At 70.5% G+C, this 17793-nt stretch carries 14 protein-coding genes and 1 tRNA gene; 12 read left to right on the top strand and 3 right to left on the bottom strand.

The window, feature by feature from the left end:
* The 6 genes from E1285_RS45905 to E1285_RS34350 all read left to right on the top strand — a co-directional run.
* Positions 1–938 (top strand): hypothetical protein (locus tag E1285_RS45905; RefSeq protein ID WP_165966874.1); only part of this gene is annotated, 938 nt, incomplete at its 5' end.
* Positions 939–1218: 280 nt separating this feature from the next.
* Complete coding sequence (gltB, locus tag E1285_RS34370) at positions 1219–5802, top strand: glutamate synthase large subunit (protein ID WP_132158751.1); 4584 nt, start codon at positions 1219–1221, stop codon at positions 5800–5802.
* Positions 5803–5821: 19 nt separating this feature from the next.
* Positions 5822–7285, top strand: a complete 1464-nt coding sequence (locus E1285_RS34365; RefSeq protein ID WP_132158750.1) for a glutamate synthase subunit beta — start codon at positions 5822–5824, stop codon at positions 7283–7285.
* Between the two features lie 72 nt (positions 7286–7357).
* On the top strand, positions 7358–7777 hold the full coding sequence (locus E1285_RS34360; protein ID WP_132158749.1) for an AraC family transcriptional regulator: 420 nt from the start codon (positions 7358–7360) through the stop codon (positions 7775–7777).
* 89 nt (positions 7778–7866) lie between these two features.
* Positions 7867–8319 (top strand): VOC family protein, encoded by a 453-nt coding sequence (locus tag E1285_RS34355; RefSeq protein ID WP_132158748.1) that lies wholly within the window; start codon positions 7867–7869, stop codon positions 8317–8319.
* Between the two features lie 223 nt (positions 8320–8542).
* Positions 8543–9403, top strand: coding sequence for a hypothetical protein (locus E1285_RS34350; RefSeq protein WP_132158747.1), 861 nt, complete (start codon positions 8543–8545; stop codon positions 9401–9403).
* A 15-nt stretch (positions 9404–9418) separates the two neighbouring features.
* On the opposite strand, the gene E1285_RS34345 is transcribed toward E1285_RS34350, so the two are convergent.
* The gene (locus E1285_RS34345) at positions 9419–10102 is read right to left on the bottom strand and encodes a helix-turn-helix domain-containing protein (protein ID WP_243723246.1); all 684 of its coding nucleotides are present in this window, start codon (positions 10100–10102) and stop codon (positions 9419–9421) included.
* A gap of 70 nt (positions 10103–10172) precedes the next feature.
* Between E1285_RS34345 and E1285_RS34340 the strand changes: the two genes are divergently transcribed.
* The 3 genes from E1285_RS34340 (at position 10173) to E1285_RS34330 (ending at position 13879) form a co-directional block, all read left to right on the top strand.
* Positions 10173–10730: a type 1 glutamine amidotransferase domain-containing protein gene (locus E1285_RS34340; protein ID WP_132158745.1), complete on the top strand. Its 558-nt coding sequence runs from the start codon at positions 10173–10175 to the stop codon at positions 10728–10730.
* Positions 10731–10836: 106 nt separating this feature from the next.
* Positions 10837–12267, top strand: a complete 1431-nt coding sequence (gene pyk / locus E1285_RS34335; protein WP_132158744.1) for a pyruvate kinase — start codon at positions 10837–10839, stop codon at positions 12265–12267.
* A gap of 226 nt (positions 12268–12493) precedes the next feature.
* A complete protein-coding gene (locus tag E1285_RS34330; RefSeq protein WP_132158743.1) occupies positions 12494–13879 on the top strand; it encodes a sodium:alanine symporter family protein in 1386 nt (461 codons plus the stop codon).
* 63 nt (positions 13880–13942) lie between these two features.
* On the opposite strand, the gene E1285_RS34325 is transcribed toward E1285_RS34330, so the two are convergent.
* Both E1285_RS34325 and E1285_RS34320 read right to left on the bottom strand, forming a co-directional pair.
* Complete coding sequence (locus E1285_RS34325) at positions 13943–14518, bottom strand: helix-turn-helix domain-containing protein (RefSeq protein ID WP_347814113.1); 576 nt, start codon at positions 14516–14518, stop codon at positions 13943–13945.
* Between the two features lie 313 nt (positions 14519–14831).
* Positions 14832–14904 (bottom strand) — tRNA-Leu (locus E1285_RS34320).
* Between the two features lie 98 nt (positions 14905–15002).
* Here E1285_RS34320 and E1285_RS34315 point away from each other — a divergent pair.
* The 3 genes from E1285_RS34315 to E1285_RS34305 form a co-directional block, all read left to right on the top strand.
* Positions 15003–15605, top strand: coding sequence for a response regulator (locus E1285_RS34315; RefSeq protein WP_279510117.1), 603 nt, complete (start codon positions 15003–15005; stop codon positions 15603–15605).
* Between the two features lie 124 nt (positions 15606–15729).
* Positions 15730–17037, top strand: coding sequence for a branched-chain amino acid ABC transporter permease (locus E1285_RS34310; protein ID WP_243723245.1), 1308 nt, complete (start codon positions 15730–15732; stop codon positions 17035–17037).
* A 12-nt stretch (positions 17038–17049) separates the two neighbouring features.
* Positions 17050–17793 (top strand): branched-chain amino acid ABC transporter permease (locus tag E1285_RS34305; protein WP_132158741.1); only part of this gene is annotated, 744 nt, incomplete at its 3' end.

Genomic DNA, 17793 nt, shown 5'->3' with positions numbered 1-17793 from the left:
ACCAGGGTGCGTCTCCTTATGGGGACGGGGCCGGGTATCACGGCGAGGCCGGTGGTGGTCCGGGGGCGGAGCACGGTGACTTCGACGAAGTCGGCGGGCAGGCGAAGAAGCGGGGCAAGAAGGGCAAGCAGCGCGGCAAGGGGGGTAAGGGACGTCCGGCTCGGCCTCCGCAGCAGGGCCGTCCCGGGCCGGGGAGGCGGGCGCGCGGTGCGAAGGTGTACTTCGGCGCGGCCGCCGTCCTGCTCGTGCTCGTGCTCGCGGGGCTGGGCGCGGTGGTCGCGCTGCGCAGCGGCAGCGGCGCCACGGTAGGGGACGTGACCAACGCGCAGATCGGGACGCCTGCGGAGACCGGTCTGTCGCCGAAGTCCTACTCCAGTTCGGCCTCGGCGTCGGCGTACTCCGGAATCGCGTCCCGCAGCGCGGATCCCGGCCCGCTGACGATCGACGAGGTGTTCCCGTCCTCGGCCGCCAAGCTGTCGGTCCCGGACGGCGAGGTGCAGGTCAAGCTGCGCACCAAGCGGCTGGACGGCGACTGCGCCGCCGCCGTGTGGGGGGCCACCGTCGGCGAGGTGCTCGGCGAGGGCGGCTGCACGCAGGCCGCGCGCGGGCTCTACTCCGGCGGCGGGGACGGTTACGCGCTGGCCGTCGCGGTGTTCAACCTGGCCGGGTCGCGGGACGCCGACCGGTTCGTGGCCACGCTGGAGGACACGATCGGCTCCGGATTCGTCCGGCCGCTGGAGGGCCCCGCCTCGCTGGACGGCTTCGGCCGCGGCTTCGGCATGGCGCGCGGCCTGGCCATGGGCCACTTCGCCGTGGTCACGTGGGCGCAGCGGCTGGACGGCAAGGGCGGCCCGCAGGACGAGTCGCTGCTGTCGCTGCTGATCGAGGGCGGCCAGAACCCGGCGGTGCTCGGCCGCGCCGCTCGGGCGTCCGACTGATCGGACTTCCGGTAAATGTCTGGAAGATCACGGTAAACATCGCGGCCCGGTGACGATCGTCACCGCGGCCGCCGCCCTTTCCATCGGGGCGGGAGCCGGTAACCTGGTCTAAACCACTGTGAGATGACGCTCCTGTCGATCGGCACCGAGAAGTTTCGCGATCTGGGGCACTCGGGCATGATCCCGGCAGTGATGTAATGTCATCTCACCGCAGCAAGGGCCAACGCCGTCCCGGACTGCACTGACATCGGCAGTGACACGACGACGACGGGAGGGTTTGATGGCTTCTGCTGCCCTCACACCTGCTGCCCGCACATCCGCGGCCGGCGACGGCCTGCCCCGGCCGCAAGGGCTCTACGACCCCGCCGCGGAGCACGACGCCTGCGGCGTGGGGATCGTGGCGGACCTGCACGGCCGCCAGAGCCACGACATCGTGCAGAACGCCCTGACGGTCCTGAAGAACCTCGATCACCGCGGAGCCGTGGGCGCGGAGCCGGACGACGGAGACGGCGTCGGCATCCTCGTCCAGATCCCGGACGCGTTCTTCCGCGACGTCTGCGACTTCGCGCTCCCCGAGGCCGGCGCCTACGCGGCCGGCATCGCGTTCCTCCCCGCGGACGGCGACGAGCGCGCCGCCGTGGCCGGCCACGTCGAGAAGCTCTGCGCCGAGGAGGGCCTGGCGGTCCTGGGGTGGCGGCAGCTGCCGCACGACCCGGACTTCACCGGCCCGGCCTCACGCCGCGTGATGCCGCACTTCTCGCAGCTGTTCATCGCCCCCGCCCCCGGCGGCCCCCACGACGGCAAGACCGGCCTGGAGCTGGACCGTGTCGTGTTCTGCATGCGCGAGCGCGCCGAGCAGGACGTACGGGTGTACTTCCCGAGCCTGTCCAGCCGGACGATCGTCTACAAGGGGATGCTGACGACCCCGCAGCTGGAGCCGTTCTTCCCCGACCTGTCGGACCGCCGCTTCACCAGCGCGATCGCGCTGGTGCACTCGCGGTTCTCGACCAACACCTTCCCCGCCTGGGAACTGGCCCACCCGTACCGGTTCATCGCCCACAACGGCGAGATCAACACGGTGAAGGGCAACCGGAACTGGATGCGGGCCCGCGAGGCGCTGCTGAAGTCCGACCTGCTCCCCGGTGACCTGTCCCGGATCTACCCGGTGATCGACATCGAGGCCAGCGACACCGCGTCGTTCGACGAGTGCCTGGAGCTGCTGCACCTCGGCGGCCGTTCGCTGCCGCACGCGGTGCTGATGATGATCCCGGAGGCGTGGGAGAACCACGCCGAGATGGACGACGACCGCCGCGCGTTCTACGAGTTCCACTCCACCCTGATGGAGGCGTGGGACGGCCCCGCCAGCGTCAGCTTCACCGACGGCACCGTCGTCGGCGCCGTCCTGGACCGCAACGGGCTGCGTCCCGGCCGGTACTGGGTGACCGACGACGGCCTCGTCGTCCTGGCGAGCGAGGCCGGCGTCCTGGACATCCCGGCCGCCAAGGTCGTCCGGAAGGGCCGGCTGCAGCCCGGCAAGATCTTCCTGGTGGACACCGCCGCCGGGCGGATCGTCGAAGACGACGAGGTCAAGGCCGAGCTGGCCGCCGAGCATCCGTACGGCGAATGGCTGCACGAGGGCCTGGTCCGGTTCGAGGAGCTGCCGCAGCGCGAGCGGGAGATCCCCACGCACGAGACCCTCGTCCGGCGGCAGCAGACGTTCGGCTACACCCTCGAAGAGCAGCGGATCATCCTGTCGCCGATGGCGAAGACGGGCGCCGAGCCGATCGGGTCGATGGGCACCGACACCCCGATCGCGGTGCTGTCGGAGCGCCCGCGGCTGCTGTTCGACTACTTCAAGCAGCAGTTCGCGCAGGTCACGAACCCCCCGCTGGACGCGATCCGCGAGGAACTGGTCACCTCCCTGCAGTCCACGCTCGGCCCGGAGGGCAACCTCCTGGAGCCCGGCCCGGACTCGTGCCGCCGCCTCATCCTTCCGACCCCGATCCTGGACAACGACGAGCTCTCCAAGATCATCCACATCGACGACGAGGGTTCGCTGCCGCATCTGCAGGCCTACGTCGTGCAGGGCCTGTACGACGTCGCCGGCGGGGGCGAGGCCCTCGAGGCCCGCCTGGAGGAGATCAACTCCGAGGTCAGCCGGGCCATCGACGCCGGCGCCCGCGTCATCGTCCTGTCGGACCGCGGCGCCGACTCCGCCCGCGCCGCGATCCCGTCGCTGCTGCTGACCGGCGCCGTGCACCACCACCTGATCCGGGAGAAGTCCCGCACGCGGGTCGGCCTGGTCATCGAGACCGGCGAGGCCCGCGAGTGCCACCACATGGCGCTGCTCATCGGGTACGGCGCGTCCGCGATCAACCCCTACCTGGCCATCGAGACCGTCGAGGACCTCGTCCGCGGCGGCGCCATCGAGGGCGTGGAACCGCAGAAGGCCGCCCGGAACCTGGTCAAGGCGTACGGCAAGGGCGTCCTGAAGGTCATGTCGAAGATGGGCGTGTCCACGGTCGCGTCCTACACCGGCGCGCAGATCTTCGAGGCGATCGGGCTCGGCGAGGACGTCGTGTCCCGCTGCTTCACCGGCACCACGTCCCGGCTCGGCGGCGTCGGCTTCGACGTGCTGGCCCGCGAGGTCGCCGGGCGGCACGCCCGCGCCTACCCGCCGGGCGGCAACGACCTGGCGCACCGGACGCTGGAGGTCGGCGGCGAGTACCAGTGGCGCCGCGAGGGCGAGCCGCACCTGTTCAACCCCGACACGGTGTTCAAGCTCCAGCACGCGACCCGCACCCGCCGCTACGAGATCTTCAAGGAGTACACCGCGAAGGTCGACTCGCAGGCCGAGCACCTGATGACCCTGCGCGGCCTGTTCCGGCTGAAGGACGGCGACCGCGAGCCGGTGCCGATCGACGAGGTCGAGCCGGTGTCGGAGATCGTCAAGCGGTTCTCGACCGGCGCCATGTCGTACGGGTCCATCTCGGCCGAGGCGCACGAGACCCTCGCGATCGCGATGAACCGCCTCGGCGGCAAGTCCAACACCGGCGAGGGCGGCGAGGACCCGGCGCGCTTCACCCCGGACGAGAACGGCGACCTGCGCCGCAGCGCCATCAAGCAGGTCGCGTCCGGCAGGTTCGGCGTCACCTCCGAGTACCTCACCAACTCCGACGACATCCAGATCAAGATGGCGCAGGGCGCCAAGCCCGGCGAGGGCGGCCAGCTGCCCGGCCACAAGGTCTACCCGTGGATCGCCAAGACCCGGCACTCCACCCCCGGCGTCGGCCTCATCTCGCCGCCGCCGCACCACGACATCTACTCCATCGAGGACCTCGCGCAGCTCATCCACGACCTGAAGAACGCCAACCCGGCGGCGCGCGTGCACGTCAAGCTCGTCGCCGAGATGGGCGTCGGCACGGTCGCGGCCGGGGTGTCCAAGGCGCACGCCGACGTGGTCCTGATCTCCGGGCACGACGGCGGCACCGGCGCGTCCCCGCTGACCTCGCTCAAGCACGCGGGCACGCCGTGGGAGCTGGGCCTCGCCGAGACGCAGCAGACGCTGCTGCTGAACGGCCTGCGCGACCGCATCGTCGTGCAGACCGACGGGCAGATGAAGACCGGCCGGGACGTGATCATCGCCGCGCTGCTCGGCGCCGAGGAGTACGGCTTCGCGACCGCGCCGCTGGTGGTGTCGGGCTGCGTGATGATGCGGGTCTGCCACCTGGACACCTGCCCGGTCGGCGTCGCCACCCAGAACCCCGTGCTGCGGGAGCGGTTCAACGGCAAGCCCGAGTTCGTCGTGAACTTCTTCGAGTTCGTCGCCGAGGAGGTCCGCGAGAACCTGGCGGCCCTCGGGTTCCGCTCGCTGGACGAGGCGATCGGGCACGTCGAGATGATCGACACCCGGGACGCCGTGGAGCACTGGAAGGCGTCCGGGCTGGACCTCACGCCGGTCCTGCACAGGCCGGAGCAGGCGGACGGCGCCGCCCTGCACCGCGTCACCGAGCAGGACCACGGGCTGGAGAAGGCCCTGGACAACACGCTGATCCAGCTCGCCGAGGGCGCGCTCGCGTTCGGCGACAAGGTCACGCTCGACCTGCCGATCCGCAACGTCAACCGCACGGTCGGCACCATGCTCGGCCACGAGGTGACGAAGAAGCGGGGCGGCGCGGGCCTGCCCGACGACACGATCGACATCACCTTCACCGGCTCGGCGGGCAACTCCTTCGGCGCGTTCGTGCCGCGCGGGATCACGCTGCGGCTGGTCGGCGACGCCAACGACTACGTCGGCAAGGGCCTGTCCGGCGGGCGGCTCACGCTGCGTCCCCCGGCCGACGCCGGGTTCGCGGCGGAAGAGCAGATCATCGGCGGCAACGTCATCCTGTACGGCGCGACGTCCGGTGAGCTGTTCGCCCGCGGCGTGGTCGGCGAGCGGTTCTGCGTCCGCAACTCCGGCGCCACCGCCGTCGTCGAGGGCGTCGGCGACCACGCCTGCGAGTACATGACCGGCGGCCGCGCGCTGATCCTCGGCCGGACGGGACGCAACCTGGCGGCCGGCATGTCCGGCGGCATCGCCTACGTCCTGGACCTGGTGCCCGAGCGCGTAAACGGCGAGATGGTCGACACCGAACCCCTCGATCCCGACGATCTCGACTTCGTCCGGGACCTGGTCGGGCGGCACCTGGCCGAGACCGGCTCGGCGGTCGCGCGGCGGCTGCTGGACGGCTGGGACACCGCGTCCGCCCGCTTCACCAAGATCATGCCGCGGGACTACCGGCGCGTCCTGGACGCCATGGCCGAGGCCGAGGCCGAGGGACGCGACGTCGACGAGGCCGTCATGGCCGCCGCGCAGAGCTGAGAGAGGGGGACGTCCTTCAATGGCTGACCCGAAGGGATTCCTGACCGTCGGGCGGGAGCTCCCGAAGCGCCGCCCCGTCGACGTGCGGATCAAGAGCTGGTCCGAGGTCTACGAGGACTTCGGCAAGGACCGCCTCGAGAAGCAGGCGAGCCGCTGCATGGACTGCGGCATCCCGTTCTGCCACCAGGGCTGCCCGCTCGGCAACCTCATCCCCGAATGGAACGACCTCGTCCACCGCGGGGACTGGCACGAGGCCATCGAGCGGCTGCACGCCACCAACAACTTCCCGGAGTTCACCGGGAGACTGTGCCCCGCCCCGTGCGAGAGCGCCTGCGTCCTCGGCATCAACCAGGACCCGGTCACGATCAAGCGGGTCGAGGTCGAGATCATCGACCGGGCGTTCGCGGAGGGCTGGGTCCGCCCGCGGCCGCCCGCCGTCAAGACCGGCAGGACGGTCGCGGTGGTCGGCTCGGGGCCCGCCGGCCTCGCCGCCGCCCAGCAGCTCACCCGCGCCGGCCACGACGTCACCGTCTACGAGCGCGCGGACCGGATCGGCGGGCTGCTGCGCTACGGCATCCCCGAGTTCAAGATGGAGAAGCGGCACCTCGACCGGCGCCTCGCCCAGATGCGCGCCGAGGGAACCGACTTCAAGACCTCGGTGCACGTCGGCGTCGACGTCACCGCCGCCGACCTGCGCGCCCGCCACGACGCCGTCGTCCTGGCGGGCGGCGCCACAGCCTGGCGCGACCTGCCCGTCCCCGGACGCGAGCTGCGCGGCGTCTACCAGGCGATGGAGTACCTGACGCCGTCCAACAAGGCGCAGGAGGGCGACTACGAGGAGTCGCCGGTCTCCGCCAAGGGCAAGCACGTCGTCGTCATCGGCGGCGGCGACACCGGCGCCGACTGCATCGGCACCGCGATCCGCCAGGACGCGGCCTCGGTCACCCAGCTGGAGATCATGCCGCGCCCGCCGGAGTCCCGCCCGGACGCCCAGCCGTGGCCGACGTACCCGATGCTGTTCAAGGTGGAGAGCGCCCACGAGGAGCTCGCCGACCTCGGCGGCGACCGCGTCTACGCCGTGTCCACCACCGAGTTCGCCGGCGACGGGGACGGCGGCGTCCGCGCGCTGAAGATCGTGGAGGTCGGCGGCCCCCAGACCGGGTTCCAGCCGGTCGAGGGAACCGAGCGCGAGATCCCCGCCGACCTGGTCACCCTCGCCATGGGCTTCGTCGGCCCGGAGCGCGAGGGCCTCCTCGACCAGCTCGGCGTCGACCTCGACCAGCGCGGCAACGTCGTCCGCGACGGCGACTACAGGACGTCGGTGGACGGCGTGTACGCCGCCGGCGACATGGGCCGCGGCCAGTCCCTCATCGTCTGGGCCATCGCCGAGGGCCGCGCCGCCGCGCACGGCGTCGACGCGTACCTCACCGGCCGCACCGACCTGCCGTACCCGATCCCGCCCACGGAACGCCCGATCGCCTGATCCGCCGGTCCGCGGCGAAGGCCCCGGAGGCGCCATGCGCCTCCGGGGCCTTCGGTGTGTCAGCATCGGGGCATGGGAACCGCGCCGTCCGCCCTGGACACGGGCCTGCTGCGCCGCATGAGGCTGGCCCGGGACACCATGGACCGCGAGTGGGCCGAGCCCCTCGACGTGGCCGCCGTCGCCGCCCGCGCCGGCTACTCGCGCTACCACTTCGTGCGGCTGTTCAACGAGGTCTACGGTGAGACGCCGGGCGCCTACCTCGCGCGCCGCCGCGTCGAACGCGCCCAGGACCTGCTGCGCACCGCGAACCTGACCGTCACCGAGATCTGCATGCTCGTCGGCTTCACCAGCCTCGGCACGTTCTGCACCCGCTTCAAGCGGCAGGTGGGGATGACGCCCACGGAGTTCCGCAGGCAGGCCCGCGCCGGCGGATCGTCCACGATCCCCGGCTGCTTCGTGCTGCTCTGGGCGGGCGGATTCCGCACGGACTGAACCGTCCGGGCACCGCGCAATTATCGAGAAGCCCGCCCCGCGACCCGCCTTCTACCGTGGACGCAACACCTGCTCAGAAGGGGAAATCCATGATCACCAAATTGGGGCTGGCGACCGTCTGGGTCCTCGACCAGGACGCGGCCAAGCGGTTCTTCACCGAGAAGCTCGGCCTGGAGGTCCGCGACGACATGACGCTCGGCGACGGCGGGATGCGCTGGCTCACGCTCGGCGCCAAGGACCAGCCCGACCTCAGCCTCGCCCTCATGGTCCCCGGCCCGCCCACCATGGACCCCGAGTCCGCCGCGCAGATGAAGGCGCTCATCGCCAAGGGCGTCCTCGGCGCCGGGGCCTTCAACACCGACGACTGCCAGGCCGACTACGAGGCGATGTCCGCCAAGGGCGTCGAGTTCGTGCACGCGCCCGAGAAGCGCCCCTACGGCATCGAGGCCGTCTTCCGCGACGACTCCGGCTGCTGGTACAGCCTCACCCAGCCGTTCGAGAAGCTCGACGAGAGCGCGCCCTGGGGCGGCTGCGCCGGCTGAGTCCCCGTGGCCGATGGGATCGCCGCGGGCGCGCGATTCCCACGTCGCCCATCGTGTGCTCGGGGCGGGTCGTGTGCTCGGTCCCGGTTGTGGTCTCGGGGACGGTCGGCTACGGTCCCGCCAGGCCCGGCCACCCACCGCTGGGGTGGCCGGGCCCACCGGGTTCCGGGCTGTGGCCGTTTCCTACAAGACCGGCCGGGTGCGGCCGTCCTAGGTTGGCCCCATGAAGTTCCTGGACCACACCGATCTCGACCGCGCCGCCGAGTTCATGCGGCTCAACGGCCGCCTCATCGACCGTCACCGGTTCGCCATGCACTTCCGCGGCGGGCCCGCCGCGCCCGTGCTCGCGGCCCTGCGCCCCTACGAGAACCCCGACGGCGGATACGGCCACGCGCTCGAACCCGACCTGCGCGGCGAAGGCAGCCAGCCCGTCCCCGCCCAGCACGCCCTGGAATTCCTCCACGAGGCCGGAGCGGACGGCGACCCCGCCGTCACGCGCATCGGCGACTACCTGACGTCCATCACCGCCGCCGGCGGGGGAGTGCCCTTCGTCCTGCCGACCGTCCGCGACGCCCCGCACGCCCCCTGGTGGCAGACGCCCGACGACCCGCCGGGCGGCATCAACCCCACGGGAGCCCTCGCGGGGCTCCTCCACCGGGCCGGGGCCGACCACCCCTGGCTCGGCCCCGCCACGGACTTCTGCTGGCGCCACCTGGAGAACGCGGACACCGAGCCCGGCGCGTACGACATCCTCGCCATCCTGGCCTTCCTCGACCACGTGCCCGACCGCGAGCGCGCGGAGGCCGCGTTCACCCGCCTTCGCGACACCCTCGCCGCCCACGCGCACAGCGATCACCAAGCCCCGCTCGACTTCGCCCCGGACCCGGGCGGATACGGGCGCCGCCTCTTCACCGGCGACGTCATCGACGCCGGACTCGACGCCCTCGTCGACGCGCAGGACGACGACGGCGGCTGGGACGTCGCCTTCCCCATCTGGACGCCGATCACCCGCCCCGAATGGCGCGGCCTCGTCACCGTCGAGAGCCTCAGGACCCTGCGCGCCCACGGCAGGTTCAAGCCCTAGGGCACGGGCCCCGGGTCACAGCAGGTTCCGGACGGGCTCGCCCGCCAGCTCACGCACCTCGTGCGCGAAATGCGCCTGATCGGCGTAGCCCGCCGCGAACGCCGCGCCCGCCAGCGGCTCGCCCGCCCGCGCCAGCCGCAGCGCCCGCTGGAAGCGCAGCACCCGCTGCAGCGTCTTCGGCCCGTACCCGAACGCCGCGAGCGACCGGCGCCGGAGCTGCCGCTCGCTGAGGCCGACCCCGTCCGCCACGCCCCGCACGGACTGCCCGGCCAGCCCCGCCACCACCGCCGGGACGACCGGGTCGGCCGGCCGCATCCGCTCCCGGACCGCGGCGACCAGCGCCGCCCGCGGATCGGGCGCCAGGGCGACCGCCTCGGCCAGCCGGTCCGCCTCGGCGCCCCACAGGTCCCGCAGCGGCAGCCGGGCGTCCCGGATCGCGTCCGCGGGGACGCCCAGCACCGGCGGCGCCGTCCCCGGCACGAACCGGACCGCCACCGTGGTGTCACCGGGGTTCACGACCGCCGGGAGCGGGCCGGTGTCCGGCCCGGCCACGAGGATCCCCGACGGCGACCACATCAGGTCCACGCATCCGTCGGGCACGACCCGCTGCGTGAACGGCTCGGCGTCCCGGGGGAGCGCCGCCGTCCAGGAGCACGCCAGCCCCGTCTCGGGGAACTCGCGATAGCCGGTCGGACTCACATATCCCTGCATATCACCCCCGCTCGCGGGCAGGGCCACGGGAAACCTCAATGACACGGGAGAGAAAGCCATGCCGGACAACGATCTCCAGGGCAGGACCATCGCCTTCCTGTGCGCCCCCGAAGGCACGGAGCAGATCGAGCTCACCGAACCCTGGGAGGCGATCGAGCAGGCGGGCGGCACGCCCCGCCTCGTCTCCACCCAGTCAGGCCGCCTCCAGGCGTTCGATCACCTCGACAAGGCCGACACCTTCCAGGTCGACACCACCGTCGACGTCTCCGACCACACCGAGTTCGACGGCCTCCTCCTGCCCGGCGGCGTCGCCAACCCCGACTTCCTGCGCACCCGGCCCGGCGCCGTCGCGTTCGCCAGGTCCTTCTTCGACGCGGGCAAGCCCGTCGCGGTCATCTGCCACGCGCCGTGGACGCTCATCGAGGCCGGCGTCGTCCGCGGGCGTACGCTGACCTCGTACCCGAGCGTCCGGACCGACCTGCGCAACGCCGGGGCCACCTGGGTGGACGAGGAGGTCAAGGTGTGCGAGGGCGGTCCGAACGTGCTCGTCAGCAGCCGCGGCCCCAACGACCTCAAGGCGTTCTGCCAGGCCGCCGTCGAGGCGTTCAAGCGCTGAGGACCGATGTGGTCTAGACCTCTGAGCTAGACCATTCGGTGAACCTCGGGCGACCATGTCCTGCATGAATATCCGTACCGGCGGGTAACTAAGTACGGTTGTGCACGTGACCCGTCGAGCGAAGATCGTCAGCACCATCGGCCCCGCCTGCTCCGGCACCGAGCAGATCAGCGCCCTCGTCGAAGCCGGAATCGACGTCGCCCGCCTCAACATGAGCCACGGCGACCACGCCGTCCACGAAGAGGTCTACCACCGGATCAGGGCGGCGGCCGACGCCGCCGGGCGCGGCGTCGGCATCCTCGCGGACCTCCAGGGCCCCAAGATCCGCATCGGGCGCTTCCCCGACGGGCCCGTGCGCCTCACCCTGGGCGATGACTTCACCATCACCACCGACGACGTCCCCGGCACCCGCCGCGAGGTCTCCACCACCTACGAGGGCCTCCCCGGCGACGTCGGCCCCGGCGACTCGATCCTCATCGACGACGGCCGCGTCGCCCTCAAGGTCACCGCCGTCGACGGCACCTCCGTCCGCACCACCGTCACCGTCGGCGGCATGGTCTCCGACAACAAGGGCCTCAACCTCCCCGGCGTCCCCGTCAGCGTCCCCGCCCTCACCGCCAAGGACGAGGAAGACCTCCGCTGGGCACTGCGCCTCGGCGTCGACCTCGTCGCGCTCTCCTTCGTCCGCACCCCCGCCGACGCCGACATCTGCTACCAGATCATGGAAGAGGAGGGCGTCCGCGTCCCCCTCATCGGCAAGATCGAGAAACCGCAGGCCGTCGAACGCCTCCCCGAGATCGTCGCCGCCTTCGACGGCATCATGGTCGCCCGCGGCGACCTCGGCGTCGAACTGCCCCTCGAACAGGTCCCGATGGTGCAGAAACGCGCCATCGAACTCTGCCGCGAGAAGGCCCGCCCGGTCATCGTCGCCACCCAGATGCTCGAATCCATGATCTCCGCGCCGCGCCCCACCCGCGCCGAGACCTCCGACGTCGCCAACGCCGTCTTCGAGGGCGCCGACGCCGTCATGCTCTCCGGCGAGACCAGCGTCGGCCAGTACCCCATCGAATCCGTCCTCACGATGAGCCGCATCGTGCAGACCGCCGAACAGGCCGCACTCCACGCCACCCACACGCTCGAACGCATCCCCGAGACCGTCGGCGGCGCCATCGCCCGCGCCGCCGCCGAGGTCGGCGCCATCGTCGGCGCCGAGGCCCTCGCCGCCTTCACCATGTCCGGCGAGACCGCCCGCCGGCTGTCGCGCTACCGCTCCCCGATCCCCCTGATCGCGTTCACGTCCGTGCCCGCCATCCGCGGCCGCCTCGCCCACGTCTGGGGCGTGGAGACCTTCATCGTCCCCCAGGTCGACCACACCGACGCCATGTTCGGACAGGTCGAGCAGGCCCTCCTCGAACTCGGCCGCGTCCAGAAGGGCGACAAGGTCGTGGTCGTCGCCGGATCGCCCCCCGGCACCCCGGGCTCCACCAACGCCCTCCGCGTCCACAGCATCGGCGACGCCATCACCGTCCAGCACTGACGGGCCGCCCACCGCGCGAACCGCACCCCGCGCGGTGCCCCGGCCCGCCCGGATCAGGTCACCGCCCGGTCTCATTTCCACCGCACTACGAAAACATCGCAAAGGGCGGTCAAGAGCCGAAGAAATGAGTAGGACGATCTCGTAACGGGTCCACCACGGCCCTTTTCAATCCGTTCCCTCTCCCTTACGGTCCGGGCAAGATCGACCGCTCCTGATCGGTGGTGTGATGGACCTCAACGAAACACTCGGCGATGCCAGCAGCTTCATCTGGGGACCCTGGCTCCTGATCCCGCTGCTCCTGCTCACCGGGCTCTACCTGACGATCCTTCTGCGCGGGCTCCAGGTCCGCCACTTCCGCCTCGCCTTCCGGCTCGCGTTCGGGCGCAGCGACACCGAGGCCGAAGGCGACATCACGCATTACCAGGCGCTGTCCACCGCCCTGGCCGCGACCGTCGGCGTCGGCAACATCGCCGGTGTCGCGACGGCGATCGCCCTCGGCGGTCCGGGCGCGGTCCTCTGGATGTGGTTCACCGGCATGGTCGGCATGGCCACCAAGTACAGCGAGGCGTTCCTCGGCGTACGCTTCCGCCGCACCGACGCCGCCGGCGAGCAGGGCGGCGGACCCATGCACTACCTCAGGAACGGCATCAAGGGCCCGACCGGCCTGATCCTCGGCGGGTTCTTCGCCGTCGCCGGCGCCCTGGCCGCGTTCGGCATCGGCAACATGACCCAGGCCAACACCGTCGCCGCCAACGTGGAAGAGGAGTGGGGCCTCGACCCGCTGATCACCGGCGCCATCATCACGGTCCTCGCCGGTGTGGTCATCCTCGGCGGCATCAAGACCATCGGCCGCGTCACCAGCGCCTTCGTGCCGGTGATGATCGTCCTCTATGTCGTCGGCGCGGCGGCGGTCCTGGCGTTCAACCTCGAAGAGATCCCGAGCGCGATCAGCCTCATCTTCTCCGACGCGTTCAGCGGCACCGCCGCGGGCGGCGGCTTCGCCGGCGCCGGCGTCGCCGCCGCGATCCAGTACGGCGTGGCACGCGGCATCTTCTCCAACGAGTCCGGCCTCGGCACCGGCGGCATCGCCGCCGCCGCGGCCAAGACCACCCACCCGGTCCGGCAGGCGCTGGTGTCGATGACCCAGACCTTCATCGACACCCTCGTCGTGGTCAGCTTCACCGCCCTGACCATCATCATCACCGGCGTCTGGAAGGACTCCGGCGAGGACGAGGCCGCCAGCTGGACCGCCCGCGCGTTCGACGCGGGCCTGCCCGGCGACTGGGCCAGCGTCATCGTCACCCTGAGCGTGATCTTCTTCGCGTTCTCCACCCTGCTGGGCTGGTCCTACTACGGGGACCGCTGCGTGGAGTTCCTGTTCGGCCGCAAGGCGGTCTTCCCCTACCGCGTGCTCTTCATCATCATCGTGTACGTCGGCGCGACGACCACCCTCACCACGGTCTGGACCTTCTCCGACGTGATGAACGGCCTCATGGCGCTGCCCAACCTGATCGGCCTGCTCATCCTGTCCCCGCTCGTCTACCGCGAGACCCGCGCCTACTTCCGGGACCGCCCCAAGGAGGAGAAGGCCGTCGACACCGTAGAGAAGTAAGCAGAAGCCACAGGAAGGACGCCGGGCCTGACCGAGCATCAGGCCCGGCGTCACTCCACCCGCTCAGTACTTCGGCCCCACGAACTCATCCAGCCGCGCCACCGCCTCCCGCTTCGCGACCGAGATGTTCTTCTTGTTCATCTGCGCCCACGCGATCCCCAGCCGATCCAGCGCATCCGTGAAGAGCCGCTGGATGTCCAGCGACACGTTCGTGAAGTTGTACCGCGGGTACTCGTACCATCGGTCTCCGCTCTTGAACTGCCGTCGTATCCGGTTGATGGAGCGGCAGCCATCCGAGTGAATCAGCCCCCGCACGAACTCCTCGGTGAACTCGTCCACGATCTCTTGCTGCCAGGTCACCAGCGCGATCTTCCGCTCGTGCTTCCGCCCCGGCCCATGCTGCGGAAACAGACAGGGCAAGTGCTTGGAGTAGACACCAACGTTCGTGCACCCTCTGGACTGGCGGCGTCCCACCATGTGTTCGGGCATCACCTTGGCGATCGCTTCCGCCGCTCGGTCGATGAGCCCGGGCCAGGCGTCGGCGCAGGTGATTTCGAGCCGGTAGACGCTCTCGCGGTGCGTCTTTGCGATATGACCGTCTCCGAGGTAGAGACCGAGGAGGTAGGCGTACTCCCTCATGTCGAACTCTCGGCCGTGGCAGCGGGGGCATTGCGACCTTCCGGTCGCTGTGGCCTTTCCGGGATATTTCCGCCAGTAACCCAAGGTCGACGGCGGGACCCCGGTTTGACGATGGACTTCGGCGACTGTGAGGCCCGAGCTCAGTAAGCGCTGGGCCAGCTGGCGCGTTTCTGGAGCATGCATGCCCGCATGGTCTCGTCGACCACTGACAGTTCGAAGACGGTCACCGTCGGTGCTGAATCTGGAACGAGTCCCGATGTGAGGGGCGCGCATATCTTCGTCGCGCATGCCCGAGTGACGGATCTATCTAAAGTGCCCCGAGTGGGATTCGAACCCACACTTGATGTGGTTTGAGCACATTTCCTCTGCCATTGGGATATCGGGGCTTATGTCTGGATAAACCGGACATTGTGCTTGTGGGGTCTTACTGCGCGCCGTAGGGGCGACCGCAACCAGGGTAGCGGGTTTCGGTAGGGTCGGGTGCGTGGAGAGCGCTCGGCGAGTTGTGATCGCGGAAGACGAGGCCCTGATCAGGCTGGACCTGAAGGAGATGCTTCAGGAGGACGGCTACGAGGTCGTGGGGGAGGCGGGGGACGGCGAAACGGCCGTGCGGCTGGCCGCCGAACTGAAGCCGGACCTGGTGATCCTCGACGTCAAGATGCCGGTGCTGGACGGGATCTCGGCGGCCGAGCGCATCTCGGCGGACCGGATCGCGCCGGTCGTGATCCTCACGGCGTTCTCCCAGCGAGAGCTCGTCCAGCGGGCCACGGACGCGGGGGCGATGGCCTACCTCGTCAAGCCCTTCTCCAAGACCGACCTCGCGCCCGCGATCGAGATGGCGGTGAGCCGCTACACCGAGATGCGGGCGCTGGAGGCGGAGGTCGCGGGGCTGCAGGAGCGGCTGGAGACCCGCAAGGTGGTCGATCGCGCCAAGGGTCTGCTGCAGGAGGCCAACGGGTGGACCGAGCCGGAGGCGTTCCGGTGGATCCAGAAGGCCTCGATGGACCGGCGGCTCACGATGCGCGCGGTGGCCGATACGGTCGTGGAGGAGCTCTCCCGGCAGCGCGATCGTCCTGACCAGGGCTAACGCTAGTCCGTTCTGTCACGTTCTGCGAACGATTCGTTCACGACTCCGCTCTCGCCGCGTGCCGGTGACCGGCGCTTCGTTACGCTCGCCCCACATTTCCTGATGTGCGAGTAAAGGAGCCTGTGTGCGCCGAACACTGGCGGCCGCCCTGCTCGTCCTCGCCGCGATCATGCTGGTCACCCCGGCGGCGTTCGCGGCCGAGGGCGAGACGTTGGCAGGCACGGTGCGAGGTCCCGACCGCAATCCGGTCGCGGATATCGTGATCATGGTCAAGCAGGGCGACAAGGAGGTCGGCGAGGCCACGACGGGAGCCGACGGCACGTGGAGCGTCGAGCTGCCCGGACCGGGTCGCTACGACGTATCCCTCGACGTCCAGTCCCTCCCGCAAGGCGTGGTCATGCGCAACAAGGGGGGCGAGTCCCTCACCGACATCTCGGTGACGGAGGGCCAGGAGAAGAACGTGCTGTTCCCCCTGGCCGCCCCGGGGCAGGCCGGTGGGGGAGCGGACGGTGGTCCGGGCGGCCCGCAGGCGGACACGGGGCCGGGAACCGGTGAGCGGTTCCTCCAGCTGCTGCTGGAGGGGGTGCGGTTCGGCGCCATCATCGCGATCACGTCGGTGGGCCTGTCGCTGATCTTCGGTACCACCCGGCTCGTGAACTTCGCCCACGGTGAGATGGTGACGCTGGGCGCGGTGATCGCCTGGTTCCTGAACGTGCAGGGCCCCGGCTGGCAGCTGCTGCCGGCGGCCGCGCTGGCGGTGGTCGCCGGGGTGGGCATCGGAGGCGCGATCGAGAGGGGGATCTGGAGACCGCTGCGGCGGCGCGGCGTGGCGCTGATCCAGATGTTCATCGTCTCGATCGGCCTGGCGCTGCTGCTCCGGCACGGGATCCAGGTCTGGTTCGGGGCGACGGCCCAGCCGTACAACGACTACCAGATCCAGGACCGGCTGACCTGGGGGCCGCTGTCGATCACGCCGCGGGACCTGGCGATCATCGGCATCTCGTTCGCGGTGCTGTTCCTGGTCGGGCTGGGGCTGCAGCGCACGCGCATCGGCAAGGCGATGCGCGCGGTGTCGGACAACCGCGATCTCGCGGAGTCGTCGGGGATCGACGTCTCCCGGGTGATCTTGTACGTGTGGATGCTCGCCGGGGGCCTGGCGGCGCTCGGCGGGGTCTTCTACGGCGTCAGTGAGAACGTCTCCTTCAACATGGGGTTCCGATTGCTGCTGTTGATGTTCGCCAGCGTGATCCTCGGCGGGCTGGGCACCGCGTACGGCGCGATCGCGGGCAGTCTGGTCGTGGGAATCGTGGCGCAGGTGTCCACTCTGTGGCTTCCGGTGGAGTTGCAGAACGCGTGGGCGCTGGTGGTGCTCATCCTCGTGCTCCTGTTCCGGCCTCAGGGGATCCTGGGCCGCTCGGAACGAGTCGGATAGGGGGCGCGGCAGATGGACATCGTGGAGATCTTGCTGGCCTCGCTTCGCGGGGCGTTCGCGCCGGAGGCGGCGGTGTACGCGCTCGCCGCGATCGGCCTCAACGTGCACTTCGGCTACACGGGCCTGCTGAACTTCGGGCAGGTGGGCTTCATGCTGGTGGGGGCCTACGGCCTGGCGATCAGCGTGAGCACGTTCGGCTGGCCCATGTGGGTCGGTGTTCTGGTCGGCATGGCGTGCGCGGCGGTTCTGGCGCTGCTGCTGGGCGTCCCGACACTGCGATTGCGGGGCGACTATCTGGCGATCGTGACGATCGCCGCGGCCGAGATCATGCGGTTGGTCTACCGGGCGGAGTTCGCCAACGAGGTGACCGGCAGCGTGTACGGGCTGCAGCAGTTCGCGACCCCGTTCTTCGAACTCAATCCGATCCCGTCCGGCTCGTACGGGTTCGGGCGGTTCTCCTACTCCGATCGTGACCTGTGGGTGATGATCGTGGGCTGGGGCCTGGTCGCGCTCGTGGCGGTCATGGTGTATCTGCTGATGCACAGCCCGTGGGGCCGGGTCCTCAGGGGGATCCGGGAGGACGAGGACGCCGTGCGCGCCCTGGGCAAGAACGTCTTCGGCTTCAAGATCCAGAGCCTGCTGCTCGGCGGCGTGATCGGTGGTCTGGCCGGCGTGATGTTCGCGATCGGCTTCCAGTCGGTGCAGCCGGACACGTTCAACCCCGAGATCACGTTCTTCCTGTGGACGGTTCTGCTG

The sequence above is a fragment of the Actinomadura sp. 7K507 genome (assembly GCF_004348425.1).
Classification (GTDB): domain Bacteria; phylum Actinomycetota; class Actinomycetes; order Streptosporangiales; family Streptosporangiaceae; genus Spirillospora.
This window is presented reverse-complemented; position numbering and strand designations above follow the sequence as displayed.

Excerpts from the sequence above, each read along its gene's own strand:
- E1285_RS34330 (WP_132158743.1), top strand. The coding sequence starts at position 12,494 with ATGGACCTCAACGAAACACTCGGCGATGCCAGCAGCTTCATCTGGGGA.
- E1285_RS34325 (WP_347814113.1), bottom strand. The coding sequence starts at position 14,518 with ATGAGGGAGTACGCCTACCTCCTCGGTCTCTACCTCGGAGACGGTCAT.
- E1285_RS34355 (WP_132158748.1), top strand. The coding sequence starts at position 7,867 with ATGATCACCAAATTGGGGCTGGCGACCGTCTGGGTCCTCGACCAGGAC.
- E1285_RS34365 (WP_132158750.1), top strand. The coding sequence starts at position 5,822 with ATGGCTGACCCGAAGGGATTCCTGACCGTCGGGCGGGAGCTCCCGAAG.
- E1285_RS34350 (WP_132158747.1), top strand. The coding sequence starts at position 8,543 with ATGAAGTTCCTGGACCACACCGATCTCGACCGCGCCGCCGAGTTCATG.
- E1285_RS34340 (WP_132158745.1), top strand. The coding sequence starts at position 10,173 with ATGCCGGACAACGATCTCCAGGGCAGGACCATCGCCTTCCTGTGCGCC.
- gltB (WP_132158751.1), top strand. The coding sequence starts at position 1,219 with ATGGCTTCTGCTGCCCTCACACCTGCTGCCCGCACATCCGCGGCCGGC.
- E1285_RS34360 (WP_132158749.1), top strand. The coding sequence starts at position 7,358 with ATGGGAACCGCGCCGTCCGCCCTGGACACGGGCCTGCTGCGCCGCATG.